Genomic DNA, 26,426 nt, shown 5'->3' with positions numbered 1-26,426 from the left:
ATTCTCTGTGACAAACATTGTCTGGTACAAAAATTGTATTTTACGAGGGGTGCTCAAGGAAGGTATAGAATAAAGCGCCCGTCCCGCGAGCGCTAGGTTTAACCACAACTATTTCATCATTCTCAAGGGGCTAAACGGTCAATTTTCCATGCATCTGCATCTCGCTGATAAATAAAACGGTCATGCAGACGATGTTCGCCACCTTGCCAAAACTCGACAGAGTCGAATTTAACGCGAAATCCGCCCCAAAAACTGGGGAGAGGGATATCACCGTGCTGGAATTTTTGTTTTAGCTCGAGGAATTTGCTTTCCAGCACTCCGCGGGCTGAAATCCGTGAAGATTGCTGGGATACCCAAGCACCAATCTGGCTATCTTTAGGGCGCGAGCTGAAGTATTTCAGCACTTCGAGGGTGGTAAGCCGTTCAGCTTTGCCAAGGAAAATGACTTGCCGGTCTAACATATGCCAAGGGAATAACAAGCTGATATGTGGATTCTCAGCTAATTGCTGCGCCTTGCGGCTACCTAAATTGGTGTAAAACACCATCCCTTGATCATCATAATGCTTGAGTAGCACAATGCGCTGATAAGGCTGGCCATTAGCATCAACGGTTGCCACACACATGGCGGTTGGGTCGGGCAAACGGGCATCACACGCCTGTTTTAGCCAGCGCTCGAATAATTCCAATGGATTTTCGGTTAAATCGCTACGGCGTAGACCGCCACGAATATATTCACGGCGCAAATCTGCAACATCAAATTCATTATTGTCAGTCATATAAGCTCTATAACGCGCAGGAAAGCAGTGATTATCATTCTGCCCTTGCAGCAACAGAATCACAATCACCCTGAACCGACAATGGCCCGATTACTTGATCAAAACACAATCATTGATAATGATTTTATCGCCACGTTCAACAAAAGCACTGTTGCCTTTCGACCAGAAAGTGTAATGCCCATCACTGTATTTACTGCCAGATGCCGCGCGCACTTGCGGTAGCGTCAACTGTTCACCGTCTAAAACAAAACTGACCTTATCTTGCTTATTGTCCTGCATTACCGTCAGCTTGGTAGTACCGCATTGATAATGCAAAGTTTCGTTCTTCGGTTGTACCAGGCTACACCCCGCCAGCGCCATTACCGCTGTTATGCAAAGAAAGCGTTTCATTATGATGTCGTCCTTATTGAGTGAATAAGCTGCCCTAATCTATGGCAGCTTAGCACCCTCATCGTGACGATACAGGATAGACTGCTCCTAAAATGGTCTCGCAACTCGCGCCGGTTACTGAGGGTAAATTACCCGGTTTGCCTGATAAAGTGCGAAATGCCAGCCAAGCGAAGGCCAGTGCCTCCATATCATCACCACTGACACCGAAATCATCCGTCACACACACTTCAGTGCCCGGTAACAGCGCCGACATCCGCGACATCACCAGCGGATTACGCGCGCCACCGCCGCAGACCAACAGACGATCACAACCTCCTGCCAGTTGAACCTGCTCTGCGATTGATAGCGCAGTTAACTCAGCCAGCGTGGCCTGGACATCTTCAGGTGCTATTGCCGGAGTTTTAGCCAGTTGTTTATCCAACCATCCGGCATTGAAATACTCACGCCCGGTACTTTTCGGGGCCGGTAACGCAAAGTAAGGGTCGCTGTACATTAGCTCAAGCAGTGATTGATTGACCTGCCCTTGCAGCGCCCAAGCCGCATCTTTGTCATAAGGCAGTGAACGGTTGCGCCAGATCCAGGCATCCATCAGCATGTTTCCCGGGCCGGTGTCAAAACCACGCACCGGTAAATCTGGCAGCAACATCGATAAATTCGCAATGCCGCCAATATTCAATACCATGCGCCGCTCTGTGGGGTGGGCTAATAAGGCATGATGGAAGGCGGGGACTAGAGGCGCGCCCTGCCCGCCATAAGCCATATCGCGGCGGCGGAAATCGCCAACGGTAGCAATGTGGGTCATCGCCGCAATGCGATTATTATCCCCTAATTGCATAGTAAAGGCGGGTTCTCCCAGTGGCTCATGCCACACAGTTTGCCCGTGGCAACCAATCGCCGTGATGTCTTGCGCCGTCAGTCCCTCTTTGGCCAACAAGGCCAGCACTGCCTCGGCAAATAATATCCCCAATTCGGCATCAAGCTTACCGACGGCCGATAAGGTGGTTGACTGGCCCTGACACATGCCAAGAATATTTTTTTTCAACTGTACTGGCATCGGGTGACTGTAACTGGCCTGCTGAGCCACCATGCGCTGGTCAATAGCCGCCAGCACCACATCAATCCCGTCCAGACTGGTTCCTGACATGACTCCAATAAAACGGCCTGATTTCATAGCAATGACCTTATTTCCCCTTAAGGGATAAAATAGTGACAAGACTTTCCGTGAACCATGTCGGAATAGTAAAATTAACACCATGAAAAGATATACTTTTTTAAGTGTATACCGCCATAGGGGCATGTCTTAAAGAATGCTTTCTATTTGTAGGAAAGGTCACATAAAAGTCATTAGTTCTTACGGTTTCATTTATTGGAGTGATATTTCTTACTTTAAGAAAGTTAAACTGCCGTTTAATATTGGTTGAAGGATAAACCGCTAAGCTGCGACCCATTGAAGTGGTAGAAAAATTAAGCACGTCGTCAAAAATCAGTTAAGTAGTGAAATAAACATTTGGGTAAGCCATACTTTATGCAGATACTAGGCCGTCAATGGACTGGATTTGGATATCCCTGGCATACTAAACCGTAATACGGTTATGCATTTTTAATAGGAGTTTTTATGATCAAGCCATTAATCGCCGTTGCTATTGCCGCAGTGACTCTAACCGGTTGTGCTAACAACAGCACGCTGTCTGGTGATGTATTCAGCGCCTCACAAGCGAAGCAAGTACAGACGGTGACTTACGGCACATTGCTTTCCGTGCGTCCTGTGACTATTCAGGGCGGCGATGATAACAATGTTATGGGCGCTATCGGTGGTGCCGTATTGGGTGGTTTCCTTGGCAATACTGTCGGCGGTGGCACAGGTCGTAGCCTGGCAACTGCAGCGGGTGCTGTGGCGGGTGGTATGGCTGGGCAAGGTGTTCAGGGGGCAATGAACCGTACTGACGGTGTGCAGCTTGAAGTTCGCAAAGATGATGGCACCACTATTCTGGTCGTTCAGAAGCAAGGTCCAACCCGCTTTAGCGTTGGTCAGCGTGTCATGCTCGCCAGCAGCGGCAGCACGGTGACTGTTAGCCCACGCTAATCGCCCTCAGGTCATCCCTAAATAAAAGCCAGGGCGGTAATGCGCCCTGGCTTGTTTTTTCAACGAAAAAATCTTTCTGCTGTGAATAGAAATCTAAAGCTTTATTATTACTTGCTTTGTAGTTGAATAATGTTTCTCTCGAGCTTATCAATCAAACCAGATAGCAATTCAATTTCATCTGGCGAAATTCCCCCAAGAATTTCTTTACGGGTGGAACAGATGACTCCATCAACCTGCTCTATTATCGGTGAAGACTGTTCCGTCAGTTTTATCCTCTTCGCACGTCGGTCATTTGCGCAGGTATGCCGCGTGATTAAACCTTTCTCCTCCAGTTGATCTAAGGTTCTAACCAGTGATGGTTGTTCGATACCAATCGCTTTTGCCAGTTGAATCTGTGATTGCTCAGGTGGTAAACGATTAATGTTATGCAAAGTAACCCAATGCGTTTGGGTCAGCTCCAACGGTTTCAGCCGATGGTCAATAAGTGCGCGCCAAACGCGAACTAATCGTGCTAAATCAGATCCTAATGTCGATTCCAATTGCCCCTCCTTTTATTTAGCGTGCTAGCATAACTACCAGAGTCCAGTCTATTTTGGGTAATTAACATTAAAAACACAAATGTATATATACCGTCGATGCTAGGACAATAGCAATAAATACGGGGAATCCTTTAGCAAAAATGATGTATTTACTAAAATTACCTCTTAAGGATTAACCTTATGTATGTATCTATATTATCCCCTAACGCACCACTTTCAGACTTGGTTTTAGGTGCCTCAATCTATTTCCCGCCAATGTTTAAGGCGGTTATGCTAGGTTTGGTGTTATGGCTATTGATCCATCATATGCTACGGAATTGGATCTACTCTGGTGACATCTGGCATCCAATATTAATGGATCTGTCAATTTTTGTCATTGCAGTCAGCGTTTCTTTATGGATATTAGCCAGTTGGTAAATTGATATGAATCATCAGTCTTTTAAATACTTCACCTCAGTCATTGTATTCGCCCTCGCACTTTGTGCTGGTTGGTGGATGTGGAATTATTACATGCAATCTCCCTGGACTCGCGATGGCAAAGTCCGGGCAGAATTAGTCAGCATCACCCCGGAGGTCTCTGGCCGGCTGGTTAACATACTAGTTCATGATAACCAGTTGGTAAGCTCGGGGAGCTTATTATTTGTGATTGACCCACAACCTTATCAGCTGGCGCTGGATAATGCCCAAGCGGCTGTCGTCAGGGCTCAGGCTGAATTAGCCAAAGCTAATCATGAAGCCGAACGCCGCCGAAACTTGCCGAAAAATATCATTTCTGGCGAAGATCTCGATATTGCCAATTTAACCGCAGAGAGTATGAAAGCGGCTTATCAAGGCGCCTTAGCCAACCTTGAACAAGCGAAATGGAATCTCAGCAAAACCCGTATTTATGCTCCAGCCAATGGCTATATCACTAACTTACAGACCCGCGTAGGCGACTACGCAACCACAGGAACTCCTTTAGTCGCGCTAATAGATACCGACTCATTCTATGTGATGGGCTATTTTGAAGAAACCAAACTGAGACACATTAGAGAAGGTAATGAAGCCAAAATTGTGCTGTATAATGGCAACATTCCTTTACGGGGAGTGGTGGAAAGTATTGGTCGCGCAATTTATGACCAGAGTGTCGATACCAGCGGCAATTTATTGGTCGATGTGAAGCCGAATGTCCCTTGGGTGCGTTTGGCGCAGCGGGTTCCGGTGAGAATTAAATTGCTGGATGTTCCTGCCGACGTCACTTTGATTGCCGGTACCACCTGCACTATCTCCTTGGTGCAATAAGCCATGCGCCTTGCTTTCCCCTCGTGGCAGCAAACCCCTTGGGGTAAAGCCAATGCTGGCCAATGGCGCTACGCGCTGCGCAATTCACTGGCGATGTGCTTATCGCTGTGGATTGCCTTTGCACTGAATCTGGATGAACCCTACTGGGCAATGACCTCTGCCGCGGTTGTCAGTTTCCCGACAGTCGGTGGTGTCATCAGTAAAAGTATTGGTCGGGTTATTGGTAGCCTCATTGGTGCCGCGGCATCGTTGATGATTGCCGGTCATTGCCTCAATGACCCTTGGTTGTTTACTTTTGTCATTGCCGCCTGGATTGGCTGCTGTACTTTTGTCTCAAATCATTACCAGAACAACGTTTCTTATGCTTTTGCATTAGCCGGTTACACCACCGCCATAATTGCTTTCTCGACTGTCAATATCACTGATACACAACAAATTTTTGATATTGCCCAAGCCAGGGTTTGTGAGGTCATTACCGGTATTCTCTGCGGCGGGCTGATGATGATGCTGCTGCCCAGTACCTCCGACGGCGAAGCACTGCTGACATCCCTGCGCCGGATGCAGTCGCGTTTACTGGAACATGCTGAATTATTATGGCAAACCGAGCTGACGCCACAGATTCGCACCTCACACGAGGGGTTGATTGGTCAGATCCTCACCATGAATCTGCTGCGAATTCAGGCGTTTTGGAGCCACTACCGGCTGCGGCGACAAAATAACGTATTGAATTTTATTCTGCATCGCCAGCTACGCATCACTAGCGTGATTACCAGTTTGCGCCGTATGTTGGTTAACTGGCCTTCGCCGCCGGAAAATTTGGCAACGGTTCTGGCACAATTACTGGCCGCCTTACAACAACCGGATTGTGATAAGTATCAGTTGGCCAAAATACTGCAACAAATCGCCCCTCATGATGAGTTTGACTATCGTCACCGGGCCTTCTGGTTACGATTACGTCATTTCTGCTGGCTCTATTTGCAAGTGAATCGCTGGCTGGCGCAATTGGATAAAGAGCCGGAAAGTGGCATGTTATCGCCGCCGCCAGTGGCATCACTGGCTCGCCATACCGACACCTATGAAGCGGCCTATAATGGCCTGAGAACCTTCGTTTGTATTGTTATCGGCTGCGCATTCTGGATCAACACACAATGGAGTTCTGGCAGTGCGGCACTGGCATTAGCCGCGGTCAGTTGTGTGCTCTACTCTGCCACACCCTCACCAACGGACAGCATCGCCACCCTATTGAAAGCCATTGTTTTGCTCTCTATCGGCTGTTTTATTCTGAAATTTGGCGTGATGGTGCAAATAGATGATTTTTGGCAATTTGCCGTGCTGCTGTTCCCGATTTTAATCACCATGCAAATGATGAAGCTCCAACATCCGTCTTATGCTTCGCTGTGGGGGCAACTGATTGTATTTATGGGGTCTTTCTTGAGTGTCACCAACCCACCGAGTTATGATTATCAAGAGTTCCTGAATGATAACATCGCTAAATTAGTGGGGGTTATGCTGGCCGGTGTCGCATTCCAGCTGCTGCGCCCCAGCTCTGATAAACGCAAAAGTCGCCGCATTATTCGCATGCTTCGCCGTGATTTTATCGATCAACTTAGCAGTCACCCGCGACAGAGTCAGCATCAATTCGAATCACTGATTTATCATCGCATCAGTCAGCTTAATCTTAGCAAGGACCAACCCGCCCGGTTATGGCTACTGCGCTGGGGGATGGTGCTGCTCAATTGCAGCCATGTGGTCTGGCAACTACGTGATTGGCAAACCACGTCAGCGCCCCTGTCTGCGGTGCGTGATGTGTGTATCCACTGTTTGAAGGGTTGTATGACCGAGAAAGGGATTCAACCGACGTCGTTGCAAGCCACGTTGCAAGAGTTGCAGCGGATGAGTGCTATTTTGGGGCAATATCCGGATGCCACGGGTCGAGAGCTGGCCGGGCTTATCTGGCGGCTATATTGCTCACTAACACAACTGCAATTGGCCGTACCCGCCGAGGGAAGCCAAGCTGCGCCAGCCTAAACTGGCGCAAAGAAAAGTCTTAAGGCACATCATAGCCCAGCGCGGCACGACGAATACGGAACCACTGCTGGCGAGTCATCGTCAGAGAGAGTGACGCCCAGGCAGTTTTCACCCGCTCAATCTTGCCAGAGCCAATGATTGGCAGCGGTGCCGATGGCAAACGCAGAACCCAGGCGTAAACCACTTGCTCAATACTTTCCGCGCCAATTTCATCCGCAACAGCTTGTAATTCATCACGTAATGTCTGGAACTCAGGATCACTAAATAAGCGACCGCCGCCCAAACAAGACCAAGCCATTGGTTTGATACGCAATTGTTGGCAAGCATCGAGTGTGCCATCGACAATCGCCGGCTGATGTAGCGGCGAAATCTCTACCTGATTAGTTACCAATGAGAATGGCAGGCGCGATTGCAGCAAACTAAATTGAGCCGGAGTAAAGTTTGAAACACCAAAATGTTTTACTTTGCCGCTTTTATGCAATTGAGTGAATGCTTCAGCAACTTCATCGGCATCCATCAATGGATCTGGGCGATGAATCAGCAATAAATCAAGATAGTCGGTATGCAGATGAGTCAGTGATTGTTCAGCACTTTCAATGATGTGTGAACGATCGGTAATATAATGCCCCAGCGCATGCTCCGGCTTCGCGGTGGTCGCAATACCGCATTTACTCACCAACTCCAGTTGGCTACGCAGGGAGGGTTTAAGACGTAATGCTTTGCCGAATGCCTGCTCGCATTGATAACCGCCGTAAATATCTGCGTGATCAGCGGTGGTGATACCCAATTCAATATGCTGTTCAATAAATACCAGCAATTGTTCAGGCGTCATACCCCATTCCATCAGGCGCCAATAACCGCAAATCATGCGGGAAAATTCAGGCCCTTGCGGAGCAAGTTGGCTACGTGTATCCATTATCAGCTACCTCATTTGTTTATTTGCCCATAAGCATACACAACCGACGAAAAGGATCATCATCCTTGGTCAATGAATTAGGGGTCAATTGGGGGCTGAGCCATAAAATCGCCAGAAACGTTAAAAAGGCAGCAAAGAATCAGAATAAAGAAGGTTGTTCTGGCAAAGATTCATCGGGCTGCTTGTTGGCGCGCTGCAAGCGCAATAAACGTTGACGACACAGACGCAGTACATCGCGCTTTTGCGGATCACTCAGCTGCATCCAATTAAAACGCTCTTCCCGGCTGCGCATGCAACCACGACAAAAACCACGGTCATCTGTTTGGCAGATACCGCGGCATGGGCTGGGGATGTCAAAAAACTCAAGTTGCTGAGCCACATAATCTCCTGATGCTGGTCCCTTAATTGAAGACTGCTTCACCGCCGCTGGCAAGTCCCTATTTCTGTCGGTAAGAAAAACCGACCATATCTGCCCCAGAGCGCACCTCAACCGCTAAGGTTATCTTAAGTTTCATGCGCTACTCTGCTGGCAATGAGTGAACTGTAGAGTTTGATTTTCATAATGAATGTACGACATAAGTTACAGTGTAACGGATTGGTTTTTATTCTGTCTTGCACACTGTTTTTTACCCTGTTCCAAAATGCACTATTTATTTATAAAGCCTGGTCGCTGATTCATTTTGACAGCAGTGACAGCTATTTCTTTGCTGCAACCATACCGGTAGTCATCTTCTGCGCCCTTAATATTATTTTTAGCTTGCTCGCGGTGCCCTTGCTGCGCAAGCCCATCATTATTCTGTTTCTGCTCGGCAGCGCGGTCGCTAACTATTTTATGTTCAGTTACGGTGCCGTGATCGACGCCAATATGATGCAAAATGCCTTTGAGACTAACTCACAGGAAGCCACCGCCCTGTTCACCCCGCGCATGGCGCTGTGGTTGCTGGTGTTAGGCATTATCCCTGCGGTTGTTGTCTGTTTTGTACACATCCGGGCCACTCGTCCTTGGTGGTATATGTTGGGGTTGCGCGCAGCCAATATTTTGCTCTCCACCGTGATTATCCTACTGGTCGCGACCCTGTTTTATAAAGATTACGCCTCATTGATTCGTAACAATAAAAGTATCGTCAAGATGCTAACGCCGTCTAACTTTGTCAGCGGCAGTTTTCAATTTGCGAAACATAAATATTTTGCCAGTAACATGGCATTGGTGACGATAGGTGAAGATGCCCATAAAGGCCCGCTGATTAGCGGGCAACAGAAAAAAACATTAGTTATCTTAGTGGTCGGCGAAACCGCCAGAGCAGAGAATTTCTCGCTAGGTGGTTATGGGCGAGAAACCAATCCTCGCTTGCAGAAACAAAACGTTACCTTTTTCAAGAATGCTTCATCCTGTGGCACTGAAACGGCGGTGTCGGTGCCGTGCATGTTCTCGAATATGCCGCGCAAAAATTACGATGCTACACTGGCTAGCCATCAGGAAGGGCTGATGGATATCCTGGCGCGCGCAGGGTTGAATGTCTTATGGCGGGAAAATGATGGCGGCTGTAAAGGTGCCTGTGATCGCATTCCTCATCAGGATGTGACACAGCTAAAGTTAAGTAATGATTGCGAAAATGGCGTCTGTCTGGATAATGCATTGCTCTATAAATTAGATAACTATATCAATGGACTACAAGGCGATGCAGTGATTGTATTGCATCAGATGGGCAGCCATGGCCCAGCATATTACCGCCGATCCTCGCCAGAGATGCGCCAGTTCACCCCAACCTGTGATAGCAACCAAATTCAGGATTGCACTCCCCAGGAGCTGGTGAATACTTACGACAATTCTATTCTCTACACAGATGCGATGCTGGATAACACCATTAAGTTACTGCAACAGCACAACAATAACTTTAATACCGCACTGGTCTATCTCTCCGATCATGGCGAGTCACTCGGAGAAAATGGCATGTATTTGCATGGCACTCCGTATATGTTCGCCCCTAGCCAGCAAACACACATACCTTTTTTAATGTGGCTATCTCCCGAATATACAAAAAACTATGGCATTGACCGCCAGTGTCTGTCCGACAGTGCGCAACATAATGAAATTTCTCAGGATAATCTTTTCCATACCCTATTGGGCATGATGAATATTCAAACTACCGAGTATCAAGCTGCAATGGATTTACTGCATAAGTGTCGCAGCCCAAACCCGTAAACAAAAAAGTGCTGTTAGACAGCCGATAATATCTGAAATTAATGCCAGCGCTCCTCTGTTGGCATTTTTTTCTTGACCTAGACCGATCGGTCTATTACGCTCTTTGGCATGAACAAAATACAGCATACACAGGTAGACACCCGCGAGCATCTATTGGCTACGGGCGAGAGTCTCAGCTTGCGCCTTGGCTTCAATGGTATGGGCCTTAGCTTGCTACTCACCACCGCGGGTATCCCGAAAGGGTCGTTTTATCACTACTTCCGTTCAAAGGAAGTTTTCGGTGAGGCGATGCTACAGCGCTATTTTGATCGTTATGATGCTGAGATGGAAAGTTTATTAGCCCAGCAACAAGGGGATAAGCGCCACCATCTACTGCGATATTTTGCTCAATCTATTGCTAACTATTGTGGCAGTGAATGCCACAATGCTTGTCTGGCGGTTAAACTATCAGCCGAAGTGAGTGATTTATCCGAACCCATGCGTCACGCGCTGGATATCGGCACTGCTCGCGTCATTGGTCGTTTGCAAGATGCCATCGAAGCCGGTATTGAAGAAGGCTCGCTGCGTATCACGCTTTCCCCTGCCGCAACCGCAGAAACACTCTATGCCTTGTGGCTTGGTGCGGCGTTGCGCGCCAAGGTGAAGCGATCAGTGACTCCGCTGACTTGTGCGCTGGAAAGTATTGAACTGATTTTACAACCCACTCAATGATCTCATAATCCAATGATTCTGAAGTTAATATTATTTATCTTCGGGATTTACCCAGTCACTAGTTGACCGGTCTATTAATATAGGACGCACCATGACAACTGCTAAACTGTTCTCCCCTTTGAAGGTTGGCGCGCTCACTTTGCCAAATCGTGTCTTTATGGCGCCACTGACTCGTTTACGTAGCATTGAGCCAGGTGATATCCCAACCCCTCTGATGGCGGAATATTATCGCCAACGAGCCAGCGCAGGTTTGATTATTACTGAAGCAACTCAGGTTTCTTTCCAGGCGAAAGGCTATGCCGGTGCGCCGGGGTTACATACCCAAGAACAGCTAAATGCATGGAAAAAAATCACTCAGGCAGTGCATGAAGAAGGCGGACATATTGCTGTGCAGTTATGGCACGTCGGCCGTATCTCACACAATAGCCTGCAACCGGGTCAGCAAGCGCCCGTCGCGCCTTCGGCTATTTCGGCCGACACCCGCACCACCATCCGTGACGAAACCGGTGCTTGGGTGCGTGTTCCCTGCTCGACTCCACGGGCACTGGAAACCGAAGAGATCCCCAGCATTATCAATGACTTCCGTCAGGCAACGGCGAATGCCCGTGAAGCTGGCTTCGACTATATTGAGCTGCATGCCGCCCATGGCTATCTGCTGCACCAATTCATGTCTCCAGCATCAAACCAACGTACCGACCAATACGGCGGCAGTATTGAAAATCGCACGCGCTTGACACTGGAAGTGGTCGATGCCACTGCCGCTGAATGGGGTGCTGAGCATATTGGGATTCGTATTTCACCACTGGGGCCGTTCAATGGCCTGGATAATGGTGAAGATCAGGAAGAAGCTGCGCTGTATCTGATTGATGAGCTGAATAAACGCCAGATTGCTTATCTGCATATCTCCGAGCCAGACTGGGCCGGTGGAAAACCTTATACCGCTGCCTTCCGTGACGCCGTGCGCGCACGCTTTAAAGGGGTGATTATCGGTGCGGGTGCTTATACCGCAGAAAAAGCTGAAGACCTGATTGAGAAAGGCTTTATTGATGCCGTCGCCTTTGGCCGCAGCTACATTTCCAATCCGGATTTGGTCGCTCGTCTACAACAGAAAGCGCCGCTGAATGAGCCAGATGGTGAAACCTTCTACGGCGGTGGCGCTAAAGGGTATACTGACTACCCAACACTGTAAGACTCTTTTATATAATTCATTAAATAACAGCTGGTTAGAAGATAATTCTGACCGGCTGTTTTGTTTTTGACCCGTAGAAGATTACCGAGCTAGTGAGTGTGATAATATTGCTATATGATTATAAATTAGTTTTTATTTATCATGACTTGTAAATTTAACCTATTGATTATAAGGGGCTTTGTAAATGCGCTTACTCCATACCATGATCCGCGTGGGTGACCTGCAACGTTCCATCGATTTTTATACCAAGGTATTAGGGATGCGTTTGCTGCGTACCAGCGAAAATACCGAATATAAATATTCGTTGGCATTCGTCGGTTACAGTGATGAGAGTGAAGGTTCAGTCATTGAGCTGACTTATAACTGGGGCGTTGATAGTTACGAAATGGGGACTGCATTCGGTCACCTGGCGCTGGGTGTTGATGATGTTGCCGCCACTTGCGACCAAATTCGCCACGCGGGCGGTAAAGTGACTCGTGAAGCCGGTCCGGTCAAAGGCGGTAATACCATTATTGCTTTTGTCGAAGATCCCGACGGTTACAAAATCGAGTTAATCGAGAATAAGAGCGCCGGACTGGGCCTCGGAAACTGATTAACTTAAAGGCACCGGTAAGGTGCCTTTTTTCTCATCGCGATATCCCCCTGCATCCCGCGCTAAAATTTGACATAATGTGCGCTGAATTCGATGAAGATAAGAAACTGATGGCAGATAAAAGTGACCTTAACGCCCTGAGTGGCCGTTTTCGTGGGTATTACCCGGTAGTAATTGATGTAGAAACCGCCGGTTTTAATGCTCAAACTGACGCATTACTGGAAATTGCCGCCGTCACCTTGCAAATGAACAAGGATGGTTGGCTGTTGCCAGATGAAACACTGCATTTTCATGTTGACCCTTTTGAAGGTGCCAATCTGCAACCTGAAGCGCTGGCATTTAATGGCATAGACCCGACCAACCCTTTGCGTGGCGCAGTCAGTGAATATGAAGCCTTACATGCCATTTTCAAAGCGGTACGCAAAGGTTTGAAAGATCAAGGCTGTAACCGGGCAATTATTGTCGCGCACAATGCCCACTTTGATCACAGCTTTGTGATGGCGGCGGCAGAACGTGCCAGTTTGAAGCGCAATCCATTCCACCCTTTTGCCACATTCGATACTGCCGCGCTCAGCGGGTTAGTGCTGGGGCAAACAGTGTTGGCTAAAGCTTGTCTGACTGCGGGTATCCCCTTTGACAGTAGCCAGGCTCACTCCGCGTTGTACGATACCATGCAAACCGCAAAACTATTTTGTGAACTAGTGAATCGCTGGAAGAAACTAGGTGGCTGGCCGGTACCGGCGGGTGAATCTGAGTAAGCAGATTTGAGGTGGGAATAGCGATTTCATGATTAAAAAAGGTGGCTTGCAAGCCACCTTTTGTTTGTTCCACTCACTCGCCAACCCATTATTCTGCGGCTGGTTTTTCTTCTTCTGCACGATATTTATCGGCAGTTTCTTTCAGTAACTTTTGCAGTTCGCCGCGTTGATACATTTCCATCAGAATATCGCAGCCGCCGACCAATTCACCATCAACCCACAGCTGTGGGAAGGTTGGCCAGTTGGCATATTTTGGCAGCTCAGCACGAATATCTGGGTTTTGCAGAATATCAACATAAGCAAAACGCTCGCCGCACGCGGACAGCGCCTGCACAGCCTGAGCAGAGAAACCGCAGTTTGGCAGCTTAGGTGAACCCTTCATATAAAGCAGGATTGGGTTTTCCGCTATCTGGCGCTGAATTTTATCAATCGTGGTCATTTCTTGCTTCCTCAAGCCCTGTGGCTACAATACTTATTGCTCAATTTAATTATTGCGTACGGCCTATTGTAGCGACTGTCACGACAGGAATAAAACGCCATCTTTTGCAGGGGCTTTACTCTGCCAGCAAATGGTTATATTGTCGGCTACAAATATATGCATTTATAATAACATTTTTGATCCCATCACTTCATTATTATCTTGCTTGTGGGGTGCTTGAAATAGGCGGTGGTTAACTCGTTGACGTATGGTTGATTTAAGGTCATTTGACGGGTGAAAAAACAACAATTGCGACGCCATTAACGTTTTCTCACAATATCGATTAGATTCTTGTAGTTCGCCGCTGTTTTATATCCGGAGTTTCGGCAATACTGTGACTCTTCATATTCATTTCAGGGCCAAGGTTGGTAGCGTTATTATGCGTTTAATTCTTACGCTGTTTGTGCTGCTGTTCACCCAGCTATTTCTAAACCTGGCGCATGCGTCGCCGCAGGCTCACGTCTCTGCTGAGCAAAAGAAAGGTCAGATTAGTCAGGCCAGCCCTGATGATCGCAAGAAACGTAAAGCAGATAAAAACATTAAGAAAGTTAAAGTCGACAACAATAAAAACACTACCAGTAAAAAAGTCCCAAATAAGATAGCCGCCAATAACGATAAAAAGAAAACAGCCGCCACTGCCAGTAAAACTATTAAGAAGAAAGCACCAGAAGTCAGCAAACCTACCGCTAAAAAATCAAACAACAGTAAAGCCACTGAGAGTAAAAAAACCGATATTAAAACTGCGGCCAATAAAAAGGCGACAGTTAAGAAAACAGAAAAAGTTGCTTATGGTCGCCATAGAAATAAAGCGGAAGGGAAAGCCAGCACCGAATTAGCCGCAAATAATAAAATGAAACTCAGCCCGGCACATAAAAAACGCTACCAACACGCCAAACAAACCGCTATGAGCAAACTGATGAAACAAGTCGGCAAACCTTATCGCTGGGGCGGCACCTCCCCTAATACCGGTTTTGATTGCAGCGGGCTTATCTATTACGCCTATAAAGATGTCATCAGAATAAAAATGCCGCGCACCGCCAACGAAATGTATCATTTGCGCGATGCAGCACCGGTTAAACGCGCTGAATTAGAAAGTGGTGACCTGGTGTTCTTCAATATTGCTAATCGTGGTGTGGCCGACCATGTAGGGGTCTATTTAGGCAACGGCAAGTTTATTCAGTCCCCGCGGACGGGCGAAGAGATCCGCATCAGCATGATGGATAATGACTACTGGCAAGATCACTATGTCGGCGCGCGCCGGGTAGTGACACCAAAAACCATCCGCTAATCCTTACTCTGGCACCCGGTAAATCTATCAGGTGCCTACCTCTCACCATCCCCACCAATCACATAACTCAATGCGTTTAATTTTCGTGCAATCCCCCATCTTGTAGTGTGGTTATATCTGTCATTCCTGTTGAAAGTTGTTAAGATTAATACCCACAACAAAAATACAACAATTATGATTTAACCGCTCTTCGCCGCATCATGGCTACAGCTAATGACCGGATTTGAGGAGCAAACACCCTGAGCAACCCCGAAAGGAGAGAGCTATGTCTTTTGAATTACCCGCATTACCTTATGCACAAAATGCACTGGAACCGCATATTTCGGCTGAAACACTGGAATATCATTACGGCAAGCATCACAACACCTATGTGGTGAATCTTAATAACCTGATTAAAGATACTGAGTTTGCTGCTAAGACGTTGGAAGAGATTATCAAAACCTCCAGCGGCGGCATCTTTAACAATGCTGCCCAAGTCTGGAACCATACTTTTTACTGGCACTGTCTGTCGCCGAATGGCGGTGGTGAACCAACGGGCAAAGTCGATGATGCCATTAAGCAATCTTTTGGTTCTTTTGCTGAATTTAAAGCGCAATTTACCGACGCCGCAGTGAAAAACTTTGGTGCAGGTTGGACGTGGCTGGTCAAGAAAGCGGATGGCACTCTGGCAATTGTCAGTACATCGAATGCAGCAACACCACTGACAACCAGCGATAAGCCGTTGTTGACTGTGGATGTGTGGGAACACGCTTACTATATTGATTACCGCAATGCGCGGCCAAAATATCTGGAGAACTTCTGGGCTTTGGTTAACTGGTCTTTTGTTGAGCAGAATTTAGCTTAATAGCGGCGTAATAATTAAGGGCGGGTAAACCGCCCTACTTATCACCGGCAAGCGGCTTAATTAATTCATTACCGCCACGAAGCTAAAGACAATAATCATTGCCAGCGCACCAACAGTCGTAATCAGCGACATCTTCAAATTGGTATCCATAAAAACTCCTCAGCCGGTTAATTTTAGTAGGGAAAAGGCACATAATTAGTGCGTTAAATTATTTTCCCACAGATAGGAAAAAAAATCTTGTGCTCATTACGCACTTTATAACATTGATTAGCTCTTCCACTTTCCCTCCAGATCAGACAAAATTCGCAGTTCATAACTGCATACCGACTAATAACGTCCAATAAAAACTCTCAGACGACCAGCTGACTCAACCATCCAGCCTACTATCGTGCTTCTGTCTGAGCGGTTTTCGAGTAATGCAGGCAAACGATTAACATAATACTTACCTGCTGTAACAGGTAAGCTTAGGAGTCATTTTTTTATGGCAACGATTAAAGATGTGGCCAAACACGCGGGTGTGTCCACCACCACCGTTTCACACGTGATCAATAAAACTCGTTTCGTCGCCGAAAATACCAAGGCTGCTGTGTGGGCAGCCATTAAAGAACTGCATTATTCGCCCAGTGCTGTGGCTCGCAGTTTGAAAGTGAATCACACTAAGTCAATTGGTTTACTGGCGACATCCAGTGAAGCCCCCTATTTCGCTGAAGTGATCGAAGCGGTTGAAAATAGCTGCTATAGCAAAGGCTATACCCTGATTTTATGTAACTCTCATAATAATCTGGATAAACAAAAAGCTTATCTGGCCATGCTGGCGCAAAAGCGTGTTGATGGGCTATTAGTGATGTGCTCAGAATATCCCGAGCAACTGTTAGGGATGCTGGAAGATTATCGTAATATTCCAATGGTAGTTATGGATTGGGGCACCGCGCGCGGTGATTTCACCGATTCAATTATTGATAATGCCTTCGAGGGTGGCTATATAGCTGGCCGTTATCTGATTGAGCGCGGCCATCGTGATATCGGTGCTATTCCCGGCCAGTTATCACGTAATACCGGGGGCGGTCGCCATCAGGGCTTCCTGAAGGCATTAGAGGAAGCCAATATCACGATACGCGATGAATGGGTGGTTCAGGGCGATTTTGAACCTGAGTCTGGTTATAAAGCCATGCATCAGATTTTGACGCAAAAACATCGTCCGACCGCGGTATTCTGTGGCGGAGATATCATGGCGATGGGCGCAATATGTGCCGCTGATGAGTTGGGTTTACGCGTGCCGCAAGATATTTCGGTGATCGGGTATGACAATGTGCGTAATGCCCGCTATTTCTCACCGGCGCTAACCACGATCCACCAGCCCAAAGAGCGATTAGGTGAAACCGCCTTTGCCATGTTGCTTGATCGTATTGTCAGCAAGCGCGAAGACCCACAAACCATTGAAGTACACCCGAAACTGGTAGAGCGCCGTTCTGTCGCTGATGGTCCGTTCCGCGATTACCGCCGTTAATCCTCTTCGGCCAGTCACATTCCACGTGACTGGCCGCTAGTGCTGCACGCCGCCGTCATCCGCTGCATTGCCATCCTTTAACCATTCGTCATTTAGCGTGACACTGTCACCTAAATAGTCCAGTAACCACGCTAAAGCTGGGGAGTGATTATTCTGTTCCCAGGTTAAGCAGCACGGGCTATCCGGCAGTGGTTCAGCTAACGTCAATGCCACCAACTGGCCATCGGCAATCAGCGGCGACACCATATGGGCTGGCACCATACCAATGCAAAGCCCTGCACACAGGCAGTCAATCCCCGTCGTCCAGTCCGGTGCTACTAATCGTTGCTGATTATCCAGCGTCCAGGTATCTCGCTTAGGCAGATTTCGTGCCGTATCTTCCAGACAAAGTGAAGGATATGGCCGCAACTGATTGTCGTTAAGTGGCCCGGTTAAACGGGCTAAAGGATGGTTCACACTGACTACACAATGCCAGGTCAAAAAGCCCATATCGCGAAATACAAACCGCCCTCTCACCGGGATGGCCCGGGTGGCACCAATGGCCATATCGGCTTGCCCATCGACCAAAGCATCCCAGACACCATTAAACACCTCATAGCGCACCCGCAGCTCCACGTCAGGGAAATGGCGATAAAAATCCAGCACCAGGCGGCGACTTCGCTGCGGTTTGACGATTTTATCTATCACGATATTTAATTGCCCCCGCCAGCCATTCGCCACCTGTTGGCACTGACGGCGCGTGTTATTCATTTTTTTGATAACATCCCGGGCTTCTTTGATGAAAACCACTCCAGCCTGAGTTAATTCGACATCGCGATGACGCCGCTCAAACAGGGGAACTGCCAGCCACTCCTCCAGTTGGCGCACGGTATAACTGACGGCAGACGGCACACGGTGCAATTCTTGAGCAGCCGCACTGAAGCTGCCGGTGCGCGCCACAGCATCAACCACCTCCAATGAGTATTCAGACCACATTATTTTCTGCCTCTCTATATTCAATTATTTGGTGTCAATTTTTTTGATAGCTTCTCGCAAATATTACCGTTTCACAACTGATTATCGTAGCGGATAGAATGCCCCCCGCTATAAATCCCTAATTATAAAGCTGTCTCAAGACAGCAAATTGCCTGCAAAATTATGATAAAGAGAAATAAAGTATGAAGACGTCAACAAGTTTCATGTTCTATCTGGCGGGTTTGAGCATGTTGGGGTACTTGGCCACCGATATGTATTTACCCGCCTTTGGTGCCATGCAACAAGAATTACAAGCCTCCGCTGGTTCCATTAGTGCCAGTCTCAGCATCTTCCTCGCCGGTTTCGCTATCGCCCAGCTTATTTGGGGGCCAGTCTCCGACAAGCTGGGCCGCAAACCAGTGCTATTAGCTGGATTGGGGTTATTTGCCATCGGCTGTTTGGGGGTGTTGTGGGTTGAGACAGCAACACAACTCTTGGTGCTGCGCTTTATTCAAGCTGTGGGGGTCTGCTCAGCAGCAGTGAGTTGGCAAGCATTAGTGGTAGACCGCTACCGTGACGGTAAAGCCAACCGGGTCTTTGCCACAATTATGCCGTTAGTGGCGTTATCTCCGGCACTCGCCCCATTATTGGGTGCTTGGCTATTGAACCACTTCAGCTGGCGCTCAATTTTCGTCGTACTGTTGGCCGTGACACTGTTACTTTTGATCCCCACTGCACTACTGAAAGAGCGGAAAAATGCCCCATCAGATAATACGGTGCAAAATAAAAGCGCCATTAGTTTCTGGCAGCTCCTAAAATCGCCAGTCTTTAGCGGCAACGTGATGATATTTGCGGCATGCAGCGCGGGGTTCTTCGCCTGGTTAACCGGCTCGCCTTTCATTCTGGGTGAGATGGGATATAGCCCCAATGCCATTGGTTTGAGTTATGTTCCACAAACTTTGGCCTTCCTGCTGGGGGGGTTTGGTTGCCGCAGCGCACTGACTCGGATTAAAGGCAATACCCTGCTGCCTTGGCTGTTGAGCGGCTATGCCATCAGCATGGTTGCGCTCTATTTGATCGCAACATTGACCACGCCAACGCTGATAACTTTACTTATTCCATTCTGCTTAATGGCGCTTGTGAATGGTGCCTGCTACCCTATTATCGTAGCAAATGCATTAACCCCATTTCCGGCCAATACGGGTAAAGCCGCAGCACTACAAAATACGTTGCAGCTCGGTTTGTGTTTTGTCGCTAGCATGGCGGTTTCGGCTTATATCAGCCAGCCCTTGTTGGCCACAGTCACAGTGATGTTATCGACCGTTATTTTGGCATTTCTGGGTTATGGCATTCATTGCTACGCTTTGCGCAAAGAAAAAAGCCACACTGACAGTACTGGCTATAATTGCGCTGAGTCATAATTACCAATAAAAATAGTCACTAACGAACATGCTGGCCGGGAACGATTTATTATTGAGAAAGCGTCCCGGCAAGCCTATACTCGATTTAACCGATAACGATATCATTAAAAAAAAGCATTATCTTAAGCATTTTCTGTGCGCGTGGATTGCGTCACATTTACTCTTATGGATGAGTCGCCCTAACTCCAAGAGTCATTAGGGTTTCTTCTTAATCTTCCTCTTTACCTGAAGTAATGGGAGCTGCAACAACACTGCAACTTCAAATACCAAGGGTATGTCCGTAAAGGACATCAGACACCAAGGTCACGACAACCTATTTGGTATGTATTCGCGTATATCGACAGTGGCGCGGGTCATAAGTCAGAAGAAAGTGATGGAGAAGCTATGAGTTCATCCTGTATTGAAGACCAGAGTATTCAAGAAAATCCGTGGTTCCGCATTGTGCAAGAAATGCTGACTCGGGCTGATATTGAAATCAATGGCTCACGCCCCTTCGACATTAGAGTTAATAACCCAGACTTTTTTAAGCGGGTATTACAAGAAGGATCTTTGGCATTAGGTGAGAGTTATATGGATGGCTGGTGGGAGTGCGACCGCCTGGATATTTTCTTCCAGCGAGTACTCAGAGCCGGCTTGGAAAAACAACTGCCACATCATCTCAAAGATACTTTACGTATTGCCGCTGCTCGCATTATCAATTTGCAATCAAAGAAAAGAGCCTGGATTGTCGGTAAAGAACATTATGACTTGGGTAATGACTTATTCAGCTTAATGCTCGATCCCAATATGCAATATTCTTGTGGCTACTGGAAAGATGCCACCACACTTGAGCAAGCGCAGGAAAATAAATTGCAGATGATCTGCGAGAAACTGCAATTAGCTCCGGGTATGAAGCTGCTGGATATTGGTTGTGGTTGGGGTGGGCTTGCCGCTTATGCCGCCCGTCACTTCGGGGTGTCTGTCACCGGTGTCACCATTTCTGCTGAACAGCAAAAATTGGCGCAAAAACGCTGCGAAGGGTTGGATGTCACGATTTTGCTGCAAGATTATCGTGACTTAAATGAACAATTCGACCGCATCGTTTCTGTTGGGATGTTCGAGCACGTCGGGCCGAAGAATTATCACACCTATTTTGATGTGGTAAATCGCAATCTAAAACCTGATGGTTTATTCCTGTTACATACCATTGGCGCCAATCGTACTGATCTCAGTATTGATCCGTGGATTAATAAGTATATTTTCCCCAATGGCTGCCTACCGTCAGTGAAGCATATTGCCAACGCCAGCGAACCTTATTTCATCATGGAAGACTGGCATAATTTCGGTGCAGACTATGACCGAACACTGATGGCATGGTATGAACGTTTTCAAGCTGCATGGCCAAGTCTGGCAGAAAACTATTCACCACGATTTCAGCGGATGTTTAGCTATTATCTGAATGCCTGTGCGGGTGCATTCCGCGCCAGAGACATTCAATTGTGGCAAGTATTATTCAGCCCAAATGGTGTCGAAGGCGGTATTCGGGTTGCTCGTTAATCTCTTCTCTTAAGTTAGCAAGGCAGCGGGCCATTAGCCCCCTGCTTTGCTCTCTGTTAACTAGCTCCGCACAGTTTTTTCTACTGCTGCTGCCGCAGTAGCAATATCGCGCTGTGCCAAAACTCGCTCGACAGTGTCAACTACCGCTTGGGTCTGTGGATCTATTTCGATATTAACCCGATGCCCTAAGCGCTTTTTACCTAATGTGGTCCGCGCCAGTGTTTCGGGGATCAAATGCACACAGAAACGATTCCCCACGACTTCACCGATAGTCAGGCTAATACCATCAATACCAATGAAACCTTTATGCAGTACATATTTCATTAAATCATCACTGGGCATGCGGAACCAGATCTGGCGGTTATTTTCTGAGGTGTATATCTTGGCAATTTCAGCAGTACAAATAATATGCCCGGACATAAGATGCCCACCAATTTCATCACTGAATTTAGCGGCCCGCTCCAGATTAACCACGTCACCAACCTTAATATCCCCCAGATTAGTAATACGCAGCGTTTCTTTCATTAAATCAAAACTGACCCGATTCCCATTCACTTCAGTCACTGTCAGACAGCAGCCATTGTGGGCCACAGAAGCGCCTAAAGCTAATTCAGGCAATAGCTCACTCGGCATTTCCACCACATGGGTGCGGAAGTTGGATTTTTCCTCGATTGCAACCACTGGCGCGGTGCCTTGCACAATACCTGTAAACATACGCCATGCCTCTTATCTGTTATCTATAGAAAGAAAAATGCTATGCCTTGATTTTGCCTCAGAAGATAAGGAAAACCAAACCACTTAGATGAAAAAGGCACTTCCGTGGTATTTCATTGATTAAGCTTGGCGAGTAGGTACAATCTTTATACCCTTTGTACTTGAAGTTACAGGGGGGTTAGCTACGCTCACTCCCCCGAATCACTTACTTGAGTAAGCTCCATCGGGATTCGTTCGCTTGCTGTCTACCTGTAACTCCAATTACTTTGGCTATATTTATTTCCCATTGCTTTATTTGTCGTAAATCGCACGATAAATAATCACTATTAAAATGATAAAAGGTGCATACGTGCAGAAGTATATTGTAGAAGCGCGTAGCTTATTGGCTCTCGCTATTCCCGTTGTCATCGCGCAATTATCGCAAACAGCCATGGGCGTGGTTGACACTATTATGGCCGGCTCTGTCAGTGCAACGGATATGGCCGCAGTGGCTGTTGGTACCTCAATTTGGTTACCCGCTATTTTATTTGGCCACGGACTATTATTGGCACTGACCCCGACGGTTGCTCAACTCAATGGCTCCGGACGGCGGAATCAGATTGCGCATCAAGTCAGACAAGGTTTTTGGCTGGCATTGTGTGTTTCGCTGCTCATTATGGTGGTGCTCTATAATAGCGACCACGTTATTAAGCAGATGCATAATATTGATCCGGTGCTGGCCGATAAAGCCGTGGGTTTCTTGCATGCCATTATGTGGGGTGCGCCCGGCTACCTATTTTTCCAGGTTCTGCGCAATCAGTGCGAAGGATTATCCAAAACCAAACCCGGCATGGTGATTGGCTTTGTTGGGTTATTGGTGAATATTCCGGTTAACTATATCTTCATCTACGGCAAGTTTGGTGCGCCAGCCTTAGGAGGCGTGGGTTGCGGGGTGGCAACCGGCACCGTTTACTGGGTGATGTTCCTGATGATGCGTTGGTACGTCAACCGCGCCCGCTCTCAGCAAGATATCAAGCTAGAAAAAGGTTTTGCCATGCCCGACTGGCAGGTGATGAAACGCTTGGGTGGTTTAGGGCTGCCGGTTGCATTAGCACTGTTTTTCGAAGTCACACTGTTTGCCGTCGTCGCCTTATTGGTGTCCCCACTGGGTATCGTCGCGGTAGCTGGGCACCAAATCGCCCTCAACTTCAGCTCACTCATGTTCATGCTGCCGATGTCACTGAGTGTAGCGGCGACAATTCGGGTCGGCTTCCGTCTCGGGCAAGGGTCGGTTGAGCAAGCTAAAGTCGCATCTTATACCGGCATCGCGGTCGGCTTAATGCTAGCGTGCGTTACCGCGATATTTACCGTGACTTTCCGTGAACACATTGCTCTGCTGTATAATAAAAATCCTGCCGTGGTAATGATGGCCTCCCACTTAATGCTGCTGGCGGCTATCTATCAACTATCTGATGCAGTTCAGGTTATCGGCAGTGGCGTGTTGCGCGGTTATAAAGATACTCGCTCAATCTTCTTTATTACCTTTACCGCATATTGGTTGCTGGGATTACCAAGTGGCTATCTGCTGGGGCTGACTGACTATATTGTTCCCGCCATGGGGCCAAGTGGTTTCTGGATAGGGTTTGTTATTGGTCTGACATCGGCGGCTATTTTGATGGCGCTGCGTATTCGTTGGCTACAAAAACAACCGCCCGCTTTTATCCTGCAAAAAGCGGCCCACTAACGGCTTAAAGTCTCTGGCGCTAATTGTTGCTATCGCCGCTAACAATTAGCGCCAGCCAAAGCAAAAAGATGGAGAAAAAAACAGCGCAATGGATAAAAGCACAGCAATTACGTGAGTTTGCGGTGAATATTATGTTTTTCCCCTTGCCAGCAGACGGGCAGCTCGTTAATATTCGTCCCCGCTGTCAGCATTGATGGCAAGTAATAAAGGATGCGTCCGTAGCTCAGTTGGTTAGAGCACCACCTTGACATGGTGGGGGTCGATGGTTCGAGTCCATTCGGACGCACCAACATTACTTTTGGCACTACTCGCAGTATGATTAATGAAGAGTATAATGTGCGTCCGTAGCTCAGTTGGTTAGAGCACCACCTTGACATGGTGGGGGTCGATGGTTCGAGTCCATTCGGACGCACCACTCTGCAATCCTCAGTTATTCTTGCTTCAGATTCTCTATGCGTTCTTAGCTCAGTTGGTTAGAGCACCACCTTGACATGGTGGGGGTCGATGGTTCGAGTCCATTAGAACGCACCACTCTGCAACCTCCCGACGTTATCATCTCTCGCAACCTGTCTATATTTTGACCACGACACTTTCGCTATTTATTATAAAAAGTTCGTAAAAAATGTTAAAACACACAGCAGTTGCGCAACAAACTAGGCATTATTCTCGGTGTTTGCGCGACGAATCGCCCCTTTTTATAAAAAACGGCAATGAGTTTCTGTTTTCTATTTCATTTCCGGCTACTTACCGCCTATAATACGAACCGTCGTTTCAGTTGAATGGTTTCAGCATCTTGATCTGTAGATACGCTAAAAAAATACAACTCGCATTTACGCCATCGTACTCCGATCATGCGTTTAGCCTCGTGCTAAAGTTTTCCGCTCAACTTCCGCAACTGTCATCTATTCTTAGTAATGTTTTGCTTCTTGGTAACGTTTCGCTACACCAGACACTAATCAGATCCCACTCCGTTGCCGTACGTAACGGAACTTTCGCTTTTTATCCATCACAACTTGTAGAAAAAATCCGTCATGAAAAAGACTAAAATTGTTTGTACTATCGGTCCAAAAACCGAATCTAAAGAAATGCTGACGAAACTGCTGAATGCTGGCATGAACGTTATGCGTTTAAACTTCTCCCACGGTGACTATGAAGAACATGGTCAACGTATCAAGAATATTCGTGCTGTTATGGCAGAAACTGGCCTGAAAGCCGGTATCTTGCTGGACACCAAAGGTCCTGAAATCCGCACCATGAAACTGGATGGCGGCAAAGATGCTGCACTGGTTGCAGGTCAGACTTTCACTTTCACCACAGATCAAAGCGTTATTGGCAACAACACCATCGTTGCTGTGACCTACCCTGGCTTCGCTGCTGACCTGAAAATTGGCAACACTGTGCTGGTTGACGATGGTCTGATCGGTATGGAAGTGACTGAAGTCACCGAAAGCACTGTGGTATGTAAAGTGCTGAACAACGGTGATTTGGGCGAAAACAAAGGCGTTAACCTGCCAGGCGTGTCTATCCAACTGCCAGCGTTGGCTGAAAAAGATAAAGCTGACCTGATCTTCGGTTGTGAGCAAGGCGTAGATTTCGTTGCGGCATCCTTTATCCGTAAACGTTCTGATGTATTGGAAATCCGCGAACACCTGAAAGCACATGGTGGCGAGCACATCCAGATCATCTCTAAAATTGAAAACCAGGAAGGTCTGAATAACTTCGACGAAATCCTGGAAGCCTCTGACGGTATCATGGTTGCCCGTGGTGACTTGGGTGTTGAGATCCCAGTAGAAGAAGTTATCTTCGCGCAGAAGATGATGATTGAGAAATGTAACCGCGCCCGTAAAGTTGTTATCACTGCAACTCAAATGCTCGATTCCATGATCAAGAACCCACGCCCTACCCGCGCAGAAGCAGGCGACGTTGCTAACGCCATTCTGGACGGTACAGATGCCGTGATGCTGTCTGGTGAGAGTGCTAAGGGTAAGTACCCATTAGAGTCTGTGACCATCATGGCGACCATCTGTGAGCGCACAGACCGTATCATGCCTAGCCGCATCGAAACGCTGAATGACAATCGCAAAATGCGTATCACTGAAGCCGTTTGCCGTGGTGCTGTAGAAACCGCCGAAAAACTGGAAGCCAAAGTGATTGTTGTGGCAACTGGCGGCGGTAAATCTGCTAAATCAGTACGCAAATACTTCCCTACAGCCACTATTCTGGCGCTGACCACCAATGAAACCACTGCCCGTCAGTTAATTCTGACCAAAGGTGTTGTCACTCAGTTGGTCAACGAGATTGCTTCAACGGATGATTTCTATCGCATCGGTAAAGAAGCAGCTCTGGCTAGCGGTCTGGCACAGAAAGGCGACGTTGTCGTTATGGTTTCTGGTGCTTTGGTTCCAAGTGGTACAACCAATACCTCTTCCGTGCACGTCTTATAATCCCGAACCGCACGCTAGAACACTAATTAAAAACGCCGCTTTCAATAGCGG

At 47.6% G+C, this 26,426-nt stretch carries 27 protein-coding genes and 3 tRNA genes; 20 read left to right on the top strand and 10 right to left on the bottom strand.

Annotated features, from left to right (window positions below; translation table 11 throughout):
• Positions 1-122: 122 nt before the first annotated feature.
• The 3 genes from pdxH to anmK form a co-directional block, all read right to left on the bottom strand.
• Complete coding sequence (pdxH, locus tag N0H69_RS13605) at positions 123-776, bottom strand: pyridoxamine 5'-phosphate oxidase (RefSeq protein WP_050107201.1); 654 nt, start codon at positions 774-776, stop codon at positions 123-125.
• Between the two features lie 90 nt (positions 777-866).
• Complete coding sequence (locus N0H69_RS13600) at positions 867-1,166, bottom strand: MliC family protein (RefSeq protein ID WP_050151169.1); 300 nt, start codon at positions 1,164-1,166, stop codon at positions 867-869.
• Between the two features lie 58 nt (positions 1,167-1,224).
• The gene (anmK, locus tag N0H69_RS13595; protein ID WP_050151168.1) at positions 1,225-2,337 is read right to left on the bottom strand and encodes an anhydro-N-acetylmuramic acid kinase; all 1,113 of its coding nucleotides are present in this window, start codon (positions 2,335-2,337) and stop codon (positions 1,225-1,227) included.
• A 444-nt stretch (positions 2,338-2,781) separates the two neighbouring features.
• On the opposite strand from anmK, the gene N0H69_RS13590 reads away from it, so the two are divergent.
• Positions 2,782-3,249: an outer membrane lipoprotein gene (locus N0H69_RS13590; protein ID WP_004706618.1), complete on the top strand. Its 468-nt coding sequence runs from the start codon at positions 2,782-2,784 to the stop codon at positions 3,247-3,249.
• A 107-nt stretch (positions 3,250-3,356) separates the two neighbouring features.
• Here the strand turns inward: N0H69_RS13590 and rovA are convergent, their stop codons facing one another.
• Positions 3,357-3,788, bottom strand: a complete 432-nt coding sequence (rovA, locus tag N0H69_RS13585) for a virulence master transcriptional regulator RovA (RefSeq protein ID WP_004706617.1) — start codon at positions 3,786-3,788, stop codon at positions 3,357-3,359.
• Between the two features lie 180 nt (positions 3,789-3,968).
• Between rovA and N0H69_RS13580 the strand changes: the two genes are divergently transcribed.
• Genes N0H69_RS13580 through N0H69_RS13570 form a run of 3 tightly spaced genes read left to right on the top strand, consistent with a single transcriptional unit; the run spans position 3,969 to position 7,097 of the window.
• Positions 3,969-4,205: a DUF1656 domain-containing protein gene (locus tag N0H69_RS13580; RefSeq protein ID WP_050107138.1), complete on the top strand. Its 237-nt coding sequence runs from the start codon at positions 3,969-3,971 to the stop codon at positions 4,203-4,205.
• Between the two features lie 6 nt (positions 4,206-4,211).
• Positions 4,212-5,069: an efflux RND transporter periplasmic adaptor subunit gene (locus N0H69_RS13575; protein WP_050121275.1), complete on the top strand. Its 858-nt coding sequence runs from the start codon at positions 4,212-4,214 to the stop codon at positions 5,067-5,069.
• Between the two features lie 3 nt (positions 5,070-5,072).
• Entirely contained in the window at positions 5,073-7,097 is a 2,025-nt protein-coding gene (locus N0H69_RS13570; RefSeq protein ID WP_050107140.1) for an FUSC family protein, read from the top strand.
• A gap of 19 nt (positions 7,098-7,116) precedes the next feature.
• Here the strand turns inward: N0H69_RS13570 and N0H69_RS13565 are convergent, their stop codons facing one another.
• Positions 7,117-8,013, bottom strand: a complete 897-nt coding sequence (locus N0H69_RS13565) for an aldo/keto reductase (protein WP_050134518.1) — start codon at positions 8,011-8,013, stop codon at positions 7,117-7,119.
• A 139-nt stretch (positions 8,014-8,152) separates the two neighbouring features.
• Positions 8,153-8,392, bottom strand: coding sequence for a DUF1289 domain-containing protein (locus N0H69_RS13560; protein WP_050107142.1), 240 nt, complete (start codon positions 8,390-8,392; stop codon positions 8,153-8,155).
• 183 nt (positions 8,393-8,575) lie between these two features.
• On the opposite strand from N0H69_RS13560, the gene eptA reads away from it, so the two are divergent.
• The 5 genes from eptA (at position 8,576) to rnt (ending at position 13,466) form a co-directional block, all read left to right on the top strand.
• Entirely contained in the window at positions 8,576-10,216 is a 1,641-nt protein-coding gene (gene eptA, locus N0H69_RS13555; protein WP_050107143.1) for a phosphoethanolamine transferase EptA, read from the top strand.
• A gap of 108 nt (positions 10,217-10,324) precedes the next feature.
• Positions 10,325-10,927: a TetR/AcrR family transcriptional regulator gene (locus N0H69_RS13550; protein WP_050121270.1), complete on the top strand. Its 603-nt coding sequence runs from the start codon at positions 10,325-10,327 to the stop codon at positions 10,925-10,927.
• Positions 10,928-11,018: 91 nt separating this feature from the next.
• Positions 11,019-12,116 carry an alkene reductase gene (locus N0H69_RS13545; RefSeq protein WP_050151167.1) on the top strand — a complete coding sequence of 366 codons (1,098 nt, stop codon included), beginning with the start codon at positions 11,019-11,021 and terminating at the stop codon, positions 12,114-12,116.
• A gap of 184 nt (positions 12,117-12,300) precedes the next feature.
• Entirely contained in the window at positions 12,301-12,708 is a 408-nt protein-coding gene (gloA, locus tag N0H69_RS13540) for a lactoylglutathione lyase (RefSeq protein ID WP_050107146.1), read from the top strand.
• A 110-nt stretch (positions 12,709-12,818) separates the two neighbouring features.
• Positions 12,819-13,466: a ribonuclease T gene (gene rnt, locus N0H69_RS13535; protein ID WP_072077513.1), complete on the top strand. Its 648-nt coding sequence runs from the start codon at positions 12,819-12,821 to the stop codon at positions 13,464-13,466.
• A gap of 88 nt (positions 13,467-13,554) precedes the next feature.
• Here rnt and N0H69_RS13530 read toward each other — a convergent pair whose 3' ends face one another.
• Positions 13,555-13,905 (bottom strand): Grx4 family monothiol glutaredoxin, encoded by a 351-nt coding sequence (locus N0H69_RS13530; protein WP_050107148.1) that lies wholly within the window; start codon positions 13,903-13,905, stop codon positions 13,555-13,557.
• A gap of 418 nt (positions 13,906-14,323) precedes the next feature.
• Between N0H69_RS13530 and N0H69_RS13525 the strand changes: the two genes are divergently transcribed.
• On the top strand, positions 14,324-15,232 hold the full coding sequence (locus tag N0H69_RS13525) for a C40 family peptidase (RefSeq protein WP_050107149.1): 909 nt from the start codon (positions 14,324-14,326) through the stop codon (positions 15,230-15,232).
• A 265-nt stretch (positions 15,233-15,497) separates the two neighbouring features.
• Positions 15,498-16,076 (top strand): superoxide dismutase [Fe], encoded by a 579-nt coding sequence (sodB, locus tag N0H69_RS13520; protein ID WP_050151165.1) that lies wholly within the window; start codon positions 15,498-15,500, stop codon positions 16,074-16,076.
• Between the two features lie 60 nt (positions 16,077-16,136).
• Here sodB and cydH read toward each other — a convergent pair whose 3' ends face one another.
• The gene (cydH, locus tag N0H69_RS13515) at positions 16,137-16,226 is read right to left on the bottom strand and encodes a cytochrome bd-I oxidase subunit CydH (protein ID WP_019079325.1); all 90 of its coding nucleotides are present in this window, start codon (positions 16,224-16,226) and stop codon (positions 16,137-16,139) included.
• A gap of 331 nt (positions 16,227-16,557) precedes the next feature.
• On the opposite strand from cydH, the gene purR reads away from it, so the two are divergent.
• Positions 16,558-17,583 (top strand): HTH-type transcriptional repressor PurR, encoded by a 1,026-nt coding sequence (gene purR, locus N0H69_RS13510; protein ID WP_050107151.1) that lies wholly within the window; start codon positions 16,558-16,560, stop codon positions 17,581-17,583.
• 36 nt (positions 17,584-17,619) lie between these two features.
• Here the strand turns inward: purR and punR are convergent, their stop codons facing one another.
• Complete coding sequence (gene punR, locus N0H69_RS13505) at positions 17,620-18,558, bottom strand: DNA-binding transcriptional activator PunR (protein ID WP_050151164.1); 939 nt, start codon at positions 18,556-18,558, stop codon at positions 17,620-17,622.
• Between the two features lie 182 nt (positions 18,559-18,740).
• Here punR and punC point away from each other — a divergent pair, with 182 nt between their 5' ends.
• Both punC and cfa read left to right on the top strand, forming a co-directional pair.
• Positions 18,741-19,958: a purine nucleoside transporter PunC gene (gene punC, locus N0H69_RS13500; RefSeq protein ID WP_050151163.1), complete on the top strand. Its 1,218-nt coding sequence runs from the start codon at positions 18,741-18,743 to the stop codon at positions 19,956-19,958.
• A 384-nt stretch (positions 19,959-20,342) separates the two neighbouring features.
• Positions 20,343-21,494, top strand: a complete 1,152-nt coding sequence (gene cfa, locus N0H69_RS13495; protein ID WP_050107154.1) for a cyclopropane fatty acyl phospholipid synthase — start codon at positions 20,343-20,345, stop codon at positions 21,492-21,494.
• 60 nt (positions 21,495-21,554) lie between these two features.
• On the opposite strand, the gene N0H69_RS13490 is transcribed toward cfa, so the two are convergent.
• Positions 21,555-22,208 carry a riboflavin synthase gene (locus N0H69_RS13490; protein WP_050107155.1) on the bottom strand — a complete coding sequence of 218 codons (654 nt, stop codon included), beginning with the start codon at positions 22,206-22,208 and terminating at the stop codon, positions 21,555-21,557.
• Between the two features lie 349 nt (positions 22,209-22,557).
• Here N0H69_RS13490 and N0H69_RS13485 point away from each other — a divergent pair, with 349 nt between their 5' ends.
• From N0H69_RS13485 to pykF, 6 genes are all read left to right on the top strand, one after another.
• Positions 22,558-23,931: an MATE family efflux transporter gene (locus N0H69_RS13485; RefSeq protein WP_050107156.1), complete on the top strand. Its 1,374-nt coding sequence runs from the start codon at positions 22,558-22,560 to the stop codon at positions 23,929-23,931.
• A gap of 68 nt (positions 23,932-23,999) precedes the next feature.
• Positions 24,000-24,125, top strand: a complete 126-nt coding sequence (locus tag N0H69_RS13480) for a hypothetical protein (protein WP_259705556.1) — start codon at positions 24,000-24,002, stop codon at positions 24,123-24,125.
• Positions 24,126-24,143: 18 nt separating this feature from the next.
• Positions 24,144-24,220, top strand: a tRNA-Val gene (locus N0H69_RS13475).
• Between the two features lie 49 nt (positions 24,221-24,269).
• Positions 24,270-24,346, top strand: a tRNA-Val gene (locus tag N0H69_RS13470).
• A gap of 39 nt (positions 24,347-24,385) precedes the next feature.
• Positions 24,386-24,462 (top strand) — tRNA-Val (locus tag N0H69_RS13465).
• Between the two features lie 500 nt (positions 24,463-24,962).
• Positions 24,963-26,375 (top strand): pyruvate kinase PykF, encoded by a 1,413-nt coding sequence (gene pykF, locus N0H69_RS13460; protein WP_050107157.1) that lies wholly within the window; start codon positions 24,963-24,965, stop codon positions 26,373-26,375.
• Positions 26,376-26,426: the final 51 nt, after the last annotated feature.

The sequence above is a fragment of the Yersinia alsatica genome, assembly GCF_025133195.1.
Taxonomy (GTDB): domain Bacteria; phylum Pseudomonadota; class Gammaproteobacteria; order Enterobacterales; family Enterobacteriaceae; genus Yersinia; species Yersinia alsatica.
Note: the sequence above shows the minus strand (reverse complement) of the source record. Positions and strands in the feature narration are given on the sequence as shown.